The 15,498-nt window shown below is 71.5% G+C and carries 16 protein-coding genes; 8 read left to right on the forward strand and 8 right to left on the reverse strand.

Annotated elements, in window-relative coordinates; genetic code table 11:
• The first annotated feature begins 18 nt into the window (after positions 1-18).
• Genes IE178_RS03180 through IE178_RS03190 form a run of 3 tightly spaced genes read left to right on the forward strand, consistent with a single transcriptional unit; the run spans position 19 to position 1,125 of the window.
• Positions 19-279, forward strand: coding sequence for an acyl carrier protein (locus IE178_RS03180; protein WP_184761961.1), 261 nt, complete (start codon positions 19-21; stop codon positions 277-279).
• A 2-nt stretch (positions 280-281) separates the two neighbouring features.
• Positions 282-764, forward strand: a complete 483-nt coding sequence (locus IE178_RS03185; RefSeq protein WP_184761962.1) for an SRPBCC family protein — start codon at positions 282-284, stop codon at positions 762-764.
• 25 nt (positions 765-789) lie between these two features.
• The gene (locus tag IE178_RS03190) at positions 790-1,125 is read left to right on the forward strand and encodes a TcmI family type II polyketide cyclase (RefSeq protein ID WP_184761963.1); all 336 of its coding nucleotides are present in this window, start codon (positions 790-792) and stop codon (positions 1,123-1,125) included.
• Between the two features lie 82 nt (positions 1,126-1,207).
• Here the strand turns inward: IE178_RS03190 and IE178_RS03195 are convergent, their stop codons facing one another.
• From IE178_RS03195 to IE178_RS03210, 4 genes are all read right to left on the reverse strand, one after another.
• On the reverse strand, positions 1,208-2,236 hold the full coding sequence (locus tag IE178_RS03195) for a methyltransferase (protein WP_184761964.1): 1,029 nt from the start codon (positions 2,234-2,236) through the stop codon (positions 1,208-1,210).
• Positions 2,237-2,285: 49 nt separating this feature from the next.
• On the reverse strand, positions 2,286-3,347 hold the full coding sequence (locus IE178_RS03200) for a right-handed parallel beta-helix repeat-containing protein (protein WP_184761965.1): 1,062 nt from the start codon (positions 3,345-3,347) through the stop codon (positions 2,286-2,288).
• Between the two features lie 43 nt (positions 3,348-3,390).
• Positions 3,391-3,981, reverse strand: coding sequence for an SDR family oxidoreductase (locus IE178_RS03205; RefSeq protein ID WP_318279814.1), 591 nt, complete (start codon positions 3,979-3,981; stop codon positions 3,391-3,393).
• A gap of 94 nt (positions 3,982-4,075) precedes the next feature.
• On the reverse strand, positions 4,076-4,702 hold the full coding sequence (locus IE178_RS03210; protein WP_184761966.1) for a TetR/AcrR family transcriptional regulator: 627 nt from the start codon (positions 4,700-4,702) through the stop codon (positions 4,076-4,078).
• 154 nt (positions 4,703-4,856) lie between these two features.
• Between IE178_RS03210 and IE178_RS03215 the strand changes: the two genes are divergently transcribed.
• Entirely contained in the window at positions 4,857-5,618 is a 762-nt protein-coding gene (locus IE178_RS03215) for an SDR family NAD(P)-dependent oxidoreductase (RefSeq protein WP_184761967.1), read from the forward strand.
• A gap of 191 nt (positions 5,619-5,809) precedes the next feature.
• Here the strand turns inward: IE178_RS03215 and IE178_RS03220 are convergent, their stop codons facing one another.
• Positions 5,810-7,618: a flavin-containing monooxygenase gene (locus IE178_RS03220; protein WP_193511212.1), complete on the reverse strand. Its 1,809-nt coding sequence runs from the start codon at positions 7,616-7,618 to the stop codon at positions 5,810-5,812.
• A 177-nt stretch (positions 7,619-7,795) separates the two neighbouring features.
• Between IE178_RS03220 and IE178_RS03225 the strand changes: the two genes are divergently transcribed.
• Positions 7,796-8,821, forward strand: coding sequence for an SMP-30/gluconolactonase/LRE family protein (locus IE178_RS03225; protein ID WP_193511213.1), 1,026 nt, complete (start codon positions 7,796-7,798; stop codon positions 8,819-8,821).
• Positions 8,822-8,830: 9 nt separating this feature from the next.
• Here the strand turns inward: IE178_RS03225 and IE178_RS03230 are convergent, their stop codons facing one another.
• Both IE178_RS03230 and IE178_RS03235 read right to left on the reverse strand, forming a co-directional pair.
• Positions 8,831-9,424, reverse strand: a complete 594-nt coding sequence (locus IE178_RS03230) for a TetR/AcrR family transcriptional regulator (RefSeq protein ID WP_184761970.1) — start codon at positions 9,422-9,424, stop codon at positions 8,831-8,833.
• A gap of 145 nt (positions 9,425-9,569) precedes the next feature.
• A complete protein-coding gene (locus IE178_RS03235; RefSeq protein WP_193511214.1) occupies positions 9,570-10,280 on the reverse strand; it encodes a class I SAM-dependent methyltransferase in 711 nt (236 codons plus the stop codon).
• A gap of 437 nt (positions 10,281-10,717) precedes the next feature.
• On the opposite strand from IE178_RS03235, the gene IE178_RS03240 reads away from it, so the two are divergent.
• The 3 genes from IE178_RS03240 (at position 10,718) to IE178_RS03250 (ending at position 14,172) form a co-directional block, all read left to right on the forward strand.
• Positions 10,718-12,661, forward strand: a complete 1,944-nt coding sequence (locus IE178_RS03240) for an ATP-binding cassette domain-containing protein (protein ID WP_193511215.1) — start codon at positions 10,718-10,720, stop codon at positions 12,659-12,661.
• A gap of 118 nt (positions 12,662-12,779) precedes the next feature.
• Positions 12,780-13,616, forward strand: coding sequence for an alpha/beta fold hydrolase (locus IE178_RS03245; RefSeq protein WP_193511216.1), 837 nt, complete (start codon positions 12,780-12,782; stop codon positions 13,614-13,616).
• A gap of 22 nt (positions 13,617-13,638) precedes the next feature.
• Positions 13,639-14,172 (forward strand): TetR/AcrR family transcriptional regulator, encoded by a 534-nt coding sequence (locus IE178_RS03250; RefSeq protein ID WP_193511459.1) that lies wholly within the window; start codon positions 13,639-13,641, stop codon positions 14,170-14,172.
• Between the two features lie 18 nt (positions 14,173-14,190).
• Here the strand turns inward: IE178_RS03250 and IE178_RS03255 are convergent, their stop codons facing one another.
• A complete protein-coding gene (locus IE178_RS03255; protein WP_318279815.1) occupies positions 14,191-15,399 on the reverse strand; it encodes a TolB family protein in 1,209 nt (402 codons plus the stop codon).
• Positions 15,400-15,498: the final 99 nt, after the last annotated feature.

Raw genomic sequence — 15,498 nt, forward strand, 5'->3', positions numbered from 1 at the left:
GGGAAGGAGCAGTCACCCATGATCACCACCGAAGTGACCTTCGACGAGCTGGCCGCCCTGATCAAGCAGGCGGCGGGCATCACCGTCGACCCCAAGGAACTGAAGCAGTCCGCGGATTCCCCCTTCGACTCCTTCGGCCTCGACTCGCTCGGCCTGCTCGGCATCGTCGGCGAGCTGGAGAACCGGTACGGCCGCTCGCTCCCCCCCGACTCGGAGCGCTGCCGGACGCCCCAGGAGTTCCTGAACCTCGTCAACAGCACCCTCAAGGCTGGAGCCTGAACGTGGCCGGACACACCGAGAACAGCATCACCATCGACGCTCCCCTCGACCTGGTGTGGGAGATGACCAACGACCTCGAGAACTGGCCGCGGCTCTTCAGCGAGTACGCGTCCGTCGAGGTCCTCTCCCGTGAGGGGGACACGACGACGTTCCGGCTGACCATGCACCCGGACGAGAACGGCAAGGTGTGGAGCTGGGTGTCGGAGCGCACCCCGGACCGCGAGAAGCTGACCGTCCGCGCCCGCCGCGTCGAGACGGGCCCCTTCGCGCACATGGACATCCTGTGGGAGTACACGGAGCTGCCCGGCGGTGTCCGGATGCGCTGGACGCAGGACTTCGCGATGAAGCCCGACGCCCCGGTCGACGACGAGTGGATGACGGACAACATCAACCGCAACTCCCGCACGCAGATGGCCCTCATCCGGGACCGGATCGAGCAGGTCGCCCGCGACAGCGAGAACGCGTCCGTCGCGTCCTCCCGCTGAGACCCGGTCCAGGAAAGGACAGCCGATGCACCACGCCCTCATCGTCGCCCGCATGGCGCCCGGTTCGGCGCCGCGGATCGCCGACGTGTTCGCCGCCTCCGACCGGGGTGAACTCCCCCACCTGGTCGGTGTCAGCCGGCGCAGCCTCTTCCAGTTCGGTGACGACCTGTACCTGCACCTCATCGAGGCCGAGCAGGACCCTGCGCCCGCCATCGCGAAGGTCGCCGCACACCCCGAGTTCCGCAGCATCAGCGAGCAGCTTCAGGCGTACGTCAGCCCGTACGACCCCCTGACGTGGCGCAGCCCCAAGGACGCCATGGCGCAGTGCTTCTACCGCTGGGAGCGCGGCGCCGGTTCCTGAGCCGACGCCCGGCCGAACCCCGAGGCCGCCGGTCCCGCGTCAGTCGCGGGCCGGCGGCCTCGGGGTTTCGTGGTGGGTGCGCTCAGCCGGGGACGGTGCACTCGAAGGCGTGGAGATAGGCGTTGACCGGGCGGATGCCGTCGATGACCAGGCCCGCGTCGGTCAGGCGGTCGATCATGCTCTGCCGGGTGTGCTTGGCGCCTCCGACGTTGAGGAGCAGCAGCAGGTCCATGGCGGTGGTGAACCGCATCGAGGGGGTGTCGTCGACGAGGTTCTCGATGACCACGACCCGGGCTCCGGGCCGCGCCGCCCCGCGGACGTTGGCCAGCGCCCGGCGGGTGCTGTCGTCGTCCCACTCCAGGACGTTCTTGATGATGTACACGTCCGCCTGGACCGGGACGTCCTCGCGGCAGTCCCCGGACACCACCTCGACCCGGCCGGACAGGGAGCCGCCCGCGCGCAGCCGCGGGTCGGCGTTCTCGACGACGCCGGGCAGATCGAGCAGGGTGCCGCGGAGGTGGGCGTGCTTCTCCAGGAGGCTGGCCAGGACGTGCCCCTGACCGCCCCCGATGTCCACGACCGAGGACGCGTCGCCGAGGTCGAGCAGCAGGGCCACGTCACGTGCGGACTGCTCGCTGGACGTCGTCATGGCCCGGTTGAACACATGGGCCGACTCCGGGGCCGACTCGTTGAGGTACGTGAAGAACTCACGGTCGTACACGTCCTCGAAGACGTTGCGGCCGGAGCGCACCGCCTCGTCGAGCAGTGGCCAGACGTTCCAGGTCCACGGCTCGGTGCACCACAGGGCGATGTACCGCAGGCTGTGCGGATCGTCCTCGCGCAGCAGCCGGGACATCTCGGTGTGCTCGAAGGTGCCGTCGGGGTTCTCGGTGAAGACGCCCTGGCAGGACAGCGCGCGCAGCAGTCTGCGCAGGGTGTGCGGCTGGCTCTTCACCGCCGCCGCCAGGTCGTCCACGGTCATGGGGTTGTCGTCCAGCGCGTCCGCCACGCCCAGGCGGACGGCCGCGCGGACGGCGGCGGCGCACGCCGCCCCGAATACGAGCTCCCTCAGCCGCATGGGCGGCGGCGGAGCCGGATCAACGGTGGTCATCCGTTGCCTCGCTTCTGCTGTTGTGCCGTTTGTGGGGGGGGCGAGTCGGTCAGCACATACCGGCGGGCTCGGAGAGCGTGCAGGTGTTGCTGCTGAACGTGTTGCTCTTCGCGGTGTCCCGGTTGGCCAGGTCGGCCGGGCTGTTGCCGGTCACCAGGTTGTCCCGGATGTCGTTGCGCTCGTTGGGGGTGCCGACGAGGCTCTTGAAGAGGACGATGCCGCCGGACAGCGGGGACGTGCCCTTGTTGTTCTCCACCCGGTTCCAGGCGACCAGCGTCTCCTCGGCGCCGGTGAGGACGATGCCCGAGCCCTGCAGGAAGGGCAGCCGCGGTGTCTTGGCGCAGTACTTGTTGTTGGCGTGGAGGTGATTGCGCGTCACGCTCAGCGCGCCGGCGCGCGGCTTGGACTCGTCGCCCACGACGAACACGGCGGCGCAGTTGCCGGTGGCCTCGTTGCGGTCGACGGTCAGGTTCCGCAGCCGCCGCACGGTGACGCCGACCCGGTTGCCGGTCGTCGTGTTGTGCCGGATCACCGTCTTGTCGGCGTCGCGGGCGCCTTCCTCGGTGTCGACGGTGTTGGCCACGAACAGTCCGGCGTCGCCGTTGTTCCGCGCGATGTTGTGGCTGAGCACGCTGTGTACGGAGCGTTCCTCGGCGATGCCCCACTGGCCGTTCTTCTCCGCGATGACCTCCCGGACCTTCAGCCGGTCGGTGCCGGTGGCCCACAGTCCGTTCTTCGCGAAGCCCCGAAGCGTCAGCGACCGAACGGTGACGTCCTTGAGGGGAGCCTTGTCGCTGCCGGTCACACAGACGCCGTTCCCGGCCTTGGCGCAGGCGTTCTGGCCGGCCGCAGAGGGGGGCGTCAGCACGGTGAGCCGCGCACTGGTGCCGCGCAGGGTGATGTCCGACTCGGTGATGTCGACGCTCTGCCGGTAGGTGCCGGGCGCGAGGAGGACGGTGTCCCCCGGCTCGGCGGCGTCCACGGCCTTCTGGATGGACTGCCCCGGCTGAACGCTGTGCACGGTCGGATGGTGGACCGACGGAGCGGCCCCCAGCCCCGCGGCCACGACGGCGGTGGTGCAGGCGAGATACGCGATGTGTCGTTTGTTCATGAGGCCGAAGCTATGAGCGGGGGTTGCGCCCCGCCACCGGTGATCACCCAGCCGGGCAGGAGACACCCGGCTGCCCGACCGGACCGCCCCGGCACGGCCGCCCGGCAGCGTCACGTTCGTCCTCGGCGCGGTCGTCGAACATCGTGCTTCTCTCGGCGGTTTGTCGGTGCGGGTGTCGGTGCGTGTGAGGACCGCCGTTGACGTCGTGGGTCACTCCGGTGAGGTAGGCGGATGACGGGCGGGCGAGGAAGGCGATCACGTCGGCGACGGTGCGCCCTACCCGGATCTCGGCGGTCATCGCGGCCTTGCGAGCCGGGTCGGGCTTGCCGACGGTGATGTCGGTGTCGATGAGGCCGGGAGCCACCGAGTTGATGGGCAGACCGGACGCCTTCCCCCAGCGGTCGGACAGGGCGCCCCACAGGATGGTGGCCGCGATGCCCGTCGCCGCCGCGCTCACCAGGGCGGTCGGGCTGACCGTCCCGGACGCGTCGGGCGCGATGCCGTCGTCCAGGCAGGACAGGACGAAGGTCACCGACACGGCGTGGGCGGCGGTCTGCGCCATGCGCAGACAGAACGCCCGCGGCACAGTGCGCCAGTGGTTGCGCAGCACGTCGGCCAGCGGGTTCTTCGCCACGTGTCCGGACTGCTTGAGTTCCTCGAACTCCGGCGACTCGGCGACCTTCGTGAGATGGCCGCGGCATCGAGCACCTGAGCGCCGCCGCGGGCGCTCAGGTGAGGCCGGCCGCCGTGACGGCCAGGGCGGTGCGCAGGGTCGCCGCGAGGTCGGCCCGGGCCGCCTCGGGCCCGGCCGCCGGCCCGGTCGTCCGGTGGGCGTGGTGTTCGACCGCCGCGCGCAGCGCGGCGTTGAGCATGGCGGCCCAGATGGCCGGCCGTACGTCGTCGGCGGGCAGTCCGGCTCGCTCGGCGAGGGCGCTCGCGAACGCGGGTTCCGCCTCGTCATGGGTCTGCAGCCAGACCGCGCGCAGGCCCGGTTCGGTCCGGGTCAGTCGCACCAGGGCGCCGACGTCCAGGCCGGGCAGGCCCGCGTCGGCCGTCCAGACGTGGTCGAAGGCCTCCTGGAGGGGCCGGCCGGGACGCCACTGCCGAAGTGCCGCGGCGACCGTGTCGATGCCGGTCGAGAACAGCGGCCGTACGCAGCTCTCCTTGGTGGGGAAGTAGCGCCACACGGTCCGCGCCGAGACGCCGACCGCCTGCCCGATCTGCTCGCCGGTGGTCGCGGCGACGCCCTGGGCGATGAACAGGCCGACCGCGGCGCGGGCGATCTCCAGCCGGACGGCGGCCTTGCGTTCCTCGGTCAGCGGTGGTCGCCCCGTCCGTCCGCGGGCTGCGGTCATCTGCCCCTCCGGCGCCGGTGATCCCTGTCAGGCGTATTCTGCCCCAGGACTTTATGTCACTCAGAGACATAAAGTTGTGGGGTGCCGGCGCGGCGCGCGACGAGTCCGCCGCGTGAGCACGCACTCTCATCGACTCTCCTGAACGGAGCACTTCATGACGGCCGGCCTGAACGGACGCAGCGTGATCGTCACCGGAGCGGGATCGGGCATAGGACGCGCGGCCGCGCTCGCCTTCGCCGCCCAGGGCGACCGCGTCGTGGTGGCGGACCTCGACGCCGAACGGGCCGACACGGTCGTCGAGGAGATCGAGGAGGCGGGCGGCACCGCGGTGGCCGTCACGGGCGACCTGAGCGAACAGGCCGTCGTGGACCGGGTCACGGCGACGGCGGTGGAGCGGTTCGGCGCAGTGGACGTCCTGGTGAACAACGCCGGGATCATGGACAGCATGTCGGCACCGGCCGACGTGAGCGACGCCGAGTGGGAGCGGGTCATACGGGTCAACCTCACCGCGCCCTTCCTGCTCTCGCGCGCCGTGCTTCCGCACATGCTGGCCGCGGGCCGCGGCGCCATCGTGAACACCGCCTCCGAGGCCGCCCTGCGCGGCAGCGCGGCGGGCGTCGCCTACACGGCGTCCAAGCACGGCGTGGTGGGACTGACGAAGTCCCTCGCCGTGATGTACCGCGGGAGCGGGATCCGGGCCAACGCCGTCTGTCCGGGCGGCACCGCGACCGCCATCGCGGTGGAAGCCGACCGATCCGCACACGGCCCGGCTACCCTCGCACCGCACTTCGTCAACCTGGGCCGGGTGTCGCGGCCGGAGGAGCAGGCGGCGGCGATCCTGTTCCTCGCCTCGGACGCCGCGAGCAACATCAACGGCGCGATCCTGCCCGTCGACGACGGCTGGTCCGCGGTCTGACACCGCGTCGGCCGCCGGCGCTTCCGCGCCCGGTGAGAGGGCGCTGCCGGCCGCGCCGCGCGCGGGCCGGCCTTCCGCGTGTGCCGCGGGCCGCTGCAGGGCCGGTCGTCCGGATCAGGTCGGCTGAGAGAGACGGTGCCTCTCAGCCGACCCGAGCCCCGCCCGGGTCGGCATGTCCGAACGGCGGGCCCTCAGCTCCGAGCGGGATTCCCGTCCCGGAGGATGTCGTCCATGGACTCCTCGCGCCATCGCCTCAGCAGGTCGTGGAAGGCGACCGCCCCGTCGGGGTAGGCGATCGGGCCGTTGGGCCGGCCCCGCCCTTCACCGTTGTAGTAGCCGGGGGTGCACTCGGCGTGGAACCACTCGTGGTCGGGGGCGCCCTCGGCCAGAACCGCGATCCAGGCGTCCTCCGCCTCGCGGGACGGTTCGATGACGGCGCCCTTGGCCTCGGCGGCCGCGACGAGGGCTGCGGCGTGGACGGCGTGCTCGTCCAGCACGTGCGTGTAGTTGACGCTGCTGGCGCTCTGCGTCCCGCCCAGCTGGATCAGGTTCGGGAAGCCGTTGCTGGTGAAGCCGTGCAGGGTGCGCGGCCCCCGCTGCCTCCACGCCTGCTGGAGTCGGACGCCGTCCCGGCCGTGGACGGGCAGTCTGCCGGAGTGGACACCGGAGACGCCGACGGAGAAGCCGGTGGCGAAGATCAGGCAGTCGAGTGCGTACGCGGTGCCGCCGACCACCACCCCGTGTTCGGTCATCCGCTCGATGCCGTGGGTGTCGGCGGTGTCGACCAGGGTGACGTTGTCCCGGTTGAACGCCTGGTAGTACGCGTCGGAGAAGGTGGGGCGCTTGCAGGCGTACCGGTACCAGGGCTTCAGTCTCTCCGCCGTGTCCGCGTCGGCGACGATCCGCTCGACGCGGGCGCGGATGTCGTTCATCTTGGCGGCGTCCGCGACCTCGTAGGCCGCTTCGAAGGCCGTCCGGTCGCCTTGGCGGCGGAAGCTCGGCAAGAGCTTCTCCAGGAGGCCGGCCGACGAGGTCCACCCGTCCGCCACGAGATCCTCCTCGGCGGACTCACCCGAGACGATGCGCAGGAAGTTGTCGCGGCGCGCGCGTGCCCAGCCTTCGCGGTCGGCACCGACGTCCTGGGCGGTGGTGCGGCGGTTGGCGCGCACATCCACGGTGGAGGGGGTGCGCTGGAAGACGTAGAGGTGTCCGGCGTCCTCGGCCAGCTTCGGGATGACCTGAACGCCGGTGGCACCGGTGCCGACCACACCCACCCGCTTCCCCGCGAGGCCCGTCAGGCCGCCGTCCGGGGTGCCGCCCGTGTAGGCGTAGTCCCAGCGTGAGGTGTGGAAGGTGTGCCCCTTGAAGTCCTCGATGCCGGGGATGCCGGGGAGTTTCAGCTCGGACAGGGTGCCGGTGGCCGTGATGACGTACGTGGCCCGGAACTCGTCGCCCCGGTCGGTCGTGACGATCCACGCCCGGGACCGCTCGTCCCAGGTCAGTGACGTGACCGCCGTCGAGAACAGGGCGTCCGCGTAGAGGTCGAACTTCTCCGCGATCCGTACCGCGTGCCGGCGGATCTCCTCGCCGGGAGCGTACTTCCACTCCGGCACGTACCCGGTCTCGTCGAGCATCGGCAGGTACACGTGCGACTCGATGTCGCAGTGGATGCCGGGGTACCGGTTCCAGTACCAGGTACCGCCGAAGTCACCGCCCTTCTCGATGACGCGGACGCGCCCGACACCCCGCCCGCGCAACCGCGCCCCCGCGAGGATGCCGCCGAAACCACCGCCGACGACCGCGACGTCCACCCTGTCCCGCAGCGGCTCACGCGCGACGGCTTCCCCCGCGTACGGATCCTCGGCGTAGTAGCCGAATTCGGCGTCGGCGCCGAGGTACTGCCGGGCACCGTCGGGCCGTACCCGTCGCTCCCGTTCGACGCGGTAACGCCGCCTCAGCTCGGCGAGTGCCTCGGAGGACAACGCTTGGGGAGTCGTCATGTGGGGGGACCTCAATTCTTCCGGTTCGCTGCCACGAAAACCGCCCTGTCCACGAACGGGCCGACAGGCCACCGGAATTGGGCGGGCATGCACTACCGTAGCAACTACCGGACAGTGTTGTCCGGTTGGAGCGGAGCAGGAAGAACTCCGCGACCTCGGACAGGAAGAGTGACCCCCATGCAACGACTCCCGATCCGATCCCTCGCCGGGCTCGCCGCCATCGGCCTGCTGGCCCTCACCGGGTGCGGTACGGAAGCAGGCGGCCCCGCCGCGGGCCGGGCGGCGGCCACGGGCGCGGGAAAGGACATCCGCGCGCAGAAGGTCCTGCGACTGACGACGGTGCACGAAGAGACCGGGATGACCCTGCTGGAGGGTCCGGTCTTCGACGAGGACGGCGGCCTGATCGTCGTCGACGTCACCGCGCCCGCCGGCGAGCCGAAGGTGCTGCGCGTCGACGTCGGGAAGAAGACGTCGCGCCAGGTCCACACCGACGACCGCGGCGCCTACACCTCGGCCCAGTTCAGCCCCTACGACGGGCGCCTCTACCTGACCGACTTCTCCCACGGCGACATCGTGAGTCTGGCCCCGGACGGCAGTGACCCGCGCACCTTCTTCTCCGGCGAGGTCGACGGAGCGCGGATGAATCCCGACGACATCGCCTTCGACGAGGAAGGCCATCTGTACGTCAGCGACTCCCGCGGCCTGACCGAGGGCGAGGCGAAGGGGCGCGTGGTGCGGATCGACCGCGACGGGAGGAACGCCACCGTCCTGGCGGACGAGCTGGCGGCGCCGAACGGCATCTCGTTCGACGCGGACTACCGCGGGCTGTGGTTCAGCGAGCTCACACAGAACCGCGTGTCCTACCTCCTCCTCGACGGCAAGGGCGGGGTCGCTTCCCGGCACACCGCCATCCGCGTCGACGGCGGGATCGCGCAGACGGACTCGATCGCCGTGGACGCGGACGGCAACCTCTACCAGGCCCTGCACGGCCGGCCCGCGATGGCGGTGTACGACCGGCACGGTGAGCGCCTGGCCACCGTCGAGGTTCCCGCCCGGGCCGCCGAGGGGCTCGAATCGGCGACCAACGTGGCCATCACGCCCGGCGGGACCAAGGCCTACATGACCGTCAGCGGACCCGCCGGGGGCTATCTGTACACCTTCGACGCGTTGGCCGAGGGCATCCGGCAGTCCAACGGCGGCTGACCGCGCTCCTCACTCGCCGAAGGGGCGCACCGGCCCCACCTCGACACCGAGCAGCCGCCATGCCGCCAGCGCCCGGCGTTCCCGCTGCTCCCGGGTGGGGCCGGTGACGGCACCGGACACCATGCCGACGGCGATCATGAGGTCGTCGGCCTGCGCGGCGAGCCGATGACCGTCCGGCAGATGCCGGCGCAGGGCCACCTCCACCCGCCGGGACAGGGCCTGGGCGTAGGCGGGGACGTCGGCGTGACCGCCCGCCCCATCGGCGTGCAGGACACTCACGAAAGCGGCCGACTCCGTCTGGTGCCAGGTGAGGATACCGAGGACCTGGGTGATGTCCGCGCCGTCCGCTGCCGCCGCCTGCTCGATCTGCCGGACGTTCTCCTCCAGTACGGCGATGGCCACGGCGGCCCGGTCGGGAAAATGCCGGTACAGCACTCCCTGACCGACGCCGGCCCGGCGCGCGATCGCGGACAGCGGGGCGTTCAGGCCGTGCTCCGCGTAGATCTCCCGGGCGGCACCGATGAGAGCGGCACGGTTGCGGGCGGCGGCTTTCGGCCCGTCGTTCGCGGGCCGTCGCTCATCGGACAGGGGCTGCTGCGTCACCCCGCGAGGGTACCGAGCCGGTGCCCGGGCGGTCACGGCCGGCGCCCTCGGTCACTCCTCGGGGGCGAGCGGATCAGTGGGCCGTCGAGTGCTTCGGCCGGCCACTGCGGCGCCCGGGGGCCGCTTCGGGCTCCGGAAGCCGTCTTCAGAACGCGCGGAACTCCTCGAAGGGCGGCTCGAAGGAGGGATCAGGCAGGCGAAAGGCCCTGCAGCGACTCCCTGGTCCGGCCTGAGGAGCGGCACCGGCCGCCGTCACGGTTTCGCCGGGAAAGGCGTCGGGAATCGCCCTCCACCCCAGGTTCCGCTCGTAGTAGTGCACGGCGGTTCGCACGGACGGGGTCCAGGCGTCGTCGACCACGATCAGCCCGCCGGGCCGGACGATCTTCCGCAGGAAGTAGAGATCGACGAAGACTTCGTGGAACCGGTGACTGCCGTCGACGAACGCCGCGTCTGCGGCGAGTCCCTCGGCGAGGAGCCGCGGGAGGCCGATCGATGACGGCGCGAGCACGAGCGAGGCGATCGAGTCCAGCCCGGCCGAGCACAGCAGGTCCCAGCCGACGTTGGACCAGGCACGTTCCTGGAAGGGATCGATGATCACGTGCCGGGGGTGCGGCGCATTCACCGTGATCAGCGCCTCACCGATCGCGAGCGCGGAACTGGCGTACGCGAGACCGACCTCGACAACCGTCTGCGCGCCCTCACGGATCAGCAGGTCGCGCAACTGGTCGCACGCGCGTTCCGGCACCGTGACCTTCTCGAAGTCCGCCTCTCGGTCCCGCGTGCGGGCGGGCCCCTCCCGCACGAGCCGACGGCGCACCTCGCGGACCCGCGCCCTGCGTTCCTCCATGGTCACCATGCCGCCCAGCCCTCCACGGCTCGCCCGTCTCCCTCGCCACCAGGGTCACAGCCCGGCGCCGTCCCGCCGGTCCATCGTGAGGGACAGTCACGTCGGCTCTGACGCGAATCGACCGCCGCACGCGCAATTGCCCATATGTGGCGCGGCGCGTGCGCCGGATGTCGCCGGATGTCGGAGTGCGACCGGCTCCGCGCGGTCGGCCTCCGGACCCAGAACGCCCAAGCCCCGGCCGCGCACCGCGGCGCCGGCGACCGCCTCCGGCGTTTCGGCCACTTCCCCGCCGGAGCCGGCCTTTGCGTGCCAAGGGTGGGTGCATCTCACACGCTGCGCGGAGCCCGTGTTTCCGGGGTTCCGAGGCCGACCGAAACACATGTGTTCGAAAGGGCGGCAGGGTCGTTGAGCCCCGGGAACCACCGCGCGACCGAAGGGGGATCACGTTGACCTCGGCCAACGCAGAAGAACAGGCGACCTCCGGCACACCGGACGGGAACGCCCAGGACACCGCAGCCGGCGTACACGACGAGGAGTTCCAGTACCGCGACGAGTCACGTCTCAAGGCCGGTGCGCAGATGACGACCGGCACGATGGCGAGGCGCCTGCCGGCGCTGGTGGTCCGGTCCTTGAGAATGGCCTGGCAGACCGACCGCGCCGCCACGGCCGGCCTGCTGGCGTGCCAGGTCGGCACCGGCGTGCTCGCCGCCCTGGGGCTGCTCGCCGTCACGGGCACGATCAACGCGCTGATCTCGTCCGGTGACATCACCGAGCGGCTGAGGGAGGCTGCTCCGCGGCTGGTGGTCATCGCCGCGGCGACCGGCCTGCGCGCCCTGCTGGGCATCGTGGTGACGTGGCTGACCGGCCGTCTGCGGCCGGTGCTGGCCCGGGCGGCCGAGGTGACGATGATCGAGGCCGCGCTCGGCGCTGAGCCGGCGGCGAACAACAAGCCCGGCTACAACGACTTCTACGACATCGCCGACCGCGGCGCCCAGGTGACTCCCGACCTCGTGGCCGAGGCCCAGGACGTCCTCGCCGCGACGGCGACGCTCACCGCCGGAGCGACCGTCCTCGCCGTGCTCCACCCGGTACTTCTCCCTCTGCTGCTCCTGGCGTGCCTGCCGCAGGCCGCCGCGTACGTCCGGGCCGCCCGCGTGCTGTACCTGGCGGGGCTGGAGACCTCCGGGCGGCGCCGGATGCTGTTCAAACTCCGGTGGCACATGGCCTACACGGAGTCCGGCGAGGAGATGCGGGCCTGTCTGGCCGGACCGTTCCTCATCGGCCGGTACCGGCGGCTCGCCGCCTCGGTCAACGCGGCCGAGCGCGAGGCCGCGGACACCGGGGCCTGGATGGGCGTGGCCGGTGCGGTCGCCGGCGGCGTGGCGTCGGCCGCCGTGTGGGCCGCGCTGCTCTGGCTCCTGGCCTCCGGCCGCATGGACCTCGCCGCCGGGGGCGGCGCGGTCTTCGCCCTGCAGACGGCGACCACGTCCGTGCGCGGCATCATCAACAGCGGGGCCCGGCTGGTCCGCACCGGCTGGTACGTGCAGGACTGGCAGAACTTCCTCGACAACGCCCACGGGCAGGCCATGGCGGATTCCCGGGGTACCAAGACCCTGCCGAGGGCGCCGGAGCGGTTCGAGGTGCGCGACATCGACTACCGGTACGACGGTGCCCCCAGGAACAGTCTCAGCGGGGTGTCGCTCCAGGTACGGCGCGGCGAGATCGTGGCGCTGGTCGGGGAGAACGGGTCGGGCAAGTCCACCCTCTCCCGGCTGATCTGCGGCCTGCTGCTGCCCACGTCCGGCGAGGTGGCATGGGATCACATGACCACGTCGCAGCTGGACCCCTGGGAGGCGTGGAAGCACGTGGCCCTGATCCCGCAGAAGTACACCCATCTGCCGCTGACCCTGCGGGACAACATCACCTTCGGGCAGGGCGACACCGGCGACGCCGCCGTACTGGCGGCCTGCAAGGCGTCCGGGGCGGTGGAGATGCTGCCCGGCCTGCGGTCGGGGCTGGACACCCTGCTGACCTCGGAGTGGTTCGGTGGCCAGCAACTGTCCGGAGGGCAGTGGCAGCGTGTCGTCCTCACCAGGGCGTTCCACCGGAAGGCGACGCTGCTGGTGATGGACGAGCCCACCGCGGCGCTCGACGCGCGGGCGGAGCACCACATCTTCACCGGCTTGCGGGACCTGGCGAAGGACCGGGCGATCCTGCTGATCACCCACCGGCTCGCCAACGTCGCCGTGGCGGACAGGATCGTCGTCCTGGACCGAGGGCGGATCGTGCAGGAAGGCACGTACGACCAGCTCACGCGTGAGCCGGGCCTGTTCCGCTCCCTGTGGGAACTTCAGCAACGGACCGGCAATGAGAGCGGCGGTGACGCATGACCACGGGCATGCCCGGTGCACGGTGCGGGCGAGGGATCGCCGGAGGTCTCCCGTTGACAAGCATAAGCTAATGAGATTAGCTTATGGCTAACAACGTTAGCCAACCCTGGGAGCCGTCATGACCGAGTACCTCGCCGTCGACGGCGGCACGATCGCTTACGAGGTGGCGGGGTCCGGACCGCTGATCGTTCTCGCGCACGGCATGGGCGACAGCCGCGCCGCGTACCGTGCCGTGATCCCTCAGCTGGTGGCGGCGGGCCATCGGGTCGCCGCCGTCGATCTGCGCGGCTGCGGCGAGTCCGGCGTCGGCTGGCCTTCCTGGAACCGCACCGCCATCGCCGGCGACCTGCTCGCCGTGATCCGCCACCTGGGCGGCCCGGCCGTGCTCGTCGGCCACTCGGTCTCCGGCGGCGCCGCCACCATCGCCGCGGCACAGGAGCCCTCACTGATCACCGCTGTCGTCGAGCTGGCGCCCTTCACCCGCAAGCAGTCGATCCGCCTCGGCGACCTGCGGGTGAAGCGCTTCCGGCAGGGCATGCTGCGGCTGCTCGGCACGGGCGCGTTCGGCAGTGTGCCGCTCTGGCGCTCCTACCTCGATGTGGCCTACCCCGGCGCCAGGCCGGCCGACTGGGCCGAGCGGCTCGGCCGCATCGAGGCCCTGCTGCGCGAGCCGGGCCGGATGAAGGCGATGCGGGGCATGGGCCGCAGCGCCCCGACCGACGCCGGCGCACAGCTGGGCAACGTCCGTTGCCCGGTCCTGGTCGTGATGGGCACCCTCGACCCCGACTGGGCCGACCCGCACGCCGAGGGTTCGGCGGTCGTGGACGCCCTGCCGTCCGGCCTCGGGCGCCTCGAGATGATCGAGGGTGCCGGTCACTACCCGCACGACCAGTTCCCCGACCAGGTGGTTTCCCTCATGCTCGCCTTCCTCCGATCGGACGCCGCCCGTGCCTAGGGCCGGCCTGGACCCGGCGGGCGTGGTCGCGGCCGGTGCCGCCCTCGCCGACGAGGTGGGCCTCGCCAACCTGACGATGGGTCTGCTGGCGGAGCGGGTGGGCGTGCGCACCCCGTCCCTCTACAAGCACGTGGGCGGCCAGGAAGACCTCAACCGGCGCATCGCGGTCCTGGCGATGGACGAGGCCGCCGACGCCGTCGGCCACGCGGTCCAGGGGTACGCGGGCCGCGACGCCCTGGCGGCAGCGGCCCGCGCCTTCCGTGCCTTCGTCCTGAAGCACCCGGGCCGGTACGCCGCGACAATCGGCGTGGAACCGTCGGGTCCGGACGACCCCCTGGCCACCGCCGGTCAGCGGCTGCTCGACGCGTTCACCGCGGTCCTGCGCGGCTACGACATCGCGGAGTCCGACGTGGACCACGCCCTGCGCACGCTCCGCAGCCTCTGCCACGGCTTCGCCACCTTGCAGGCGGCCAACGGCTTCCAGTGGAGCGCCGACATCGACGACAGCTTCGAGTGGCTGATCGCCTTCGCCGACCGGGGCCTGCGCGCCCTGTGAGGGTGCCCCCGCCGTTGATCACCCGGCCTTCGCCTGCCGGCGCGGACAGGTGACGAAGACCTGCCGGTCACTGGCGGTGGACGACTCCCCCAACAGGTCACGCGGCACCGCGTCGTACGCCACCACGCGGCCGTGCGCGTCGAGGGTCGGGTCGGACGCCGGCCTCTGGTTGACGGTGCCGTCGGGCCGGGCGGTGACCATGTCCGTGCGGCCGGTGCGCAGGTCCATCAGGTAGATCACCTGGAGCGGACCGCGAGGCTCCCGCTCCTCGGCCGCCACGAAGACGATGTGCCGGCCGTCCGCGCTCAGACGGCCGGTGTGCGTGGAGAACTGCGGCCTGGGGCCCAGGATGTGACGCAGCGCTCCGCTCCTCAGGTCCTTGAGGAAGACGTCACCGGTGTCGCTGGTTCCCCTGGGCCGCAAGGTACGGCACTTGATGCGGAAGACGACATGACGGCCGTCCGCACTCATCACCGGGTCGGTGACGTGGTGCTCGGCCGGGTCGTCCACGCACTCGGGGTCGATGCGTACCCGCCTGTCCGTGCGGCGGTCGAGCGCGTAGACGTGCGTCGTGCCGCCCTCGGCGTCGCCCGTCCCGCGGTCCGACGACAGGTAGGCGATGTGCCGGCCGTCGTGGCTCAGGGACGGCGTCCCGACCCACTGCTCATCGCCCGCCACGGGATCGTCGACCCACTCGCCGGTGTCCCGCCCGAGGTCGCGCAGCCGGATGCGGGAGGGTGCCGCCGTGTCCGCCGTCGGCCGGGCCGTGAAGGTCACGTACCGTCCGTTTCCGCTGATGGTCGGCGCGTTCGTGCTGCTGAACCTGGCATGGGTGCCGTCACTGACCAGTTCGGTACGGCCACTGCGCAGGTGGTACACATACGCCCGGGTGCCATCCAGCGTCGGGAAGGCCACCCGCGTGCCATCGGCGCTGATGGACGGAGCGCGGTTCGGCGCTCCCCGGTCCATCCCGTCGGTCAGGTCGCTGGCCCAGTGCACCCGCCCGGTCCGCAGGTCCTTCACGTAGACGTCGCTGACGTCGTCGGTGTCGCCCGGCGCCAGGTTCGAGGCGCGTGACCAGAAGGCCACATGGCGGCCGTTGGCACTGATCGCTGCGTACTGGCTCTGTTCGTTGCCCATCACATCGCCGGACGTGACGTTCACGTACTGTGTGCCCGGCTTCAGTTCCAACGCCCCTGCGGGCGTGGCCTGCACGACTGCGCACACCACTGCCACCGTACCGACGGCAGCCGCTGACCACCCACGACGCATTCGTCCCCCCGGTCGCCACGTCTCCCCCGGCCCTGCGGCTCGGGCTCACCTTCA

The sequence above is a fragment of the Streptomyces griseoloalbus genome (genome assembly GCA_014650015.1).
In the GTDB taxonomy this organism is placed as follows: domain Bacteria; phylum Actinomycetota; class Actinomycetes; order Streptomycetales; family Streptomycetaceae; genus Streptomyces; species Streptomyces griseoloalbus.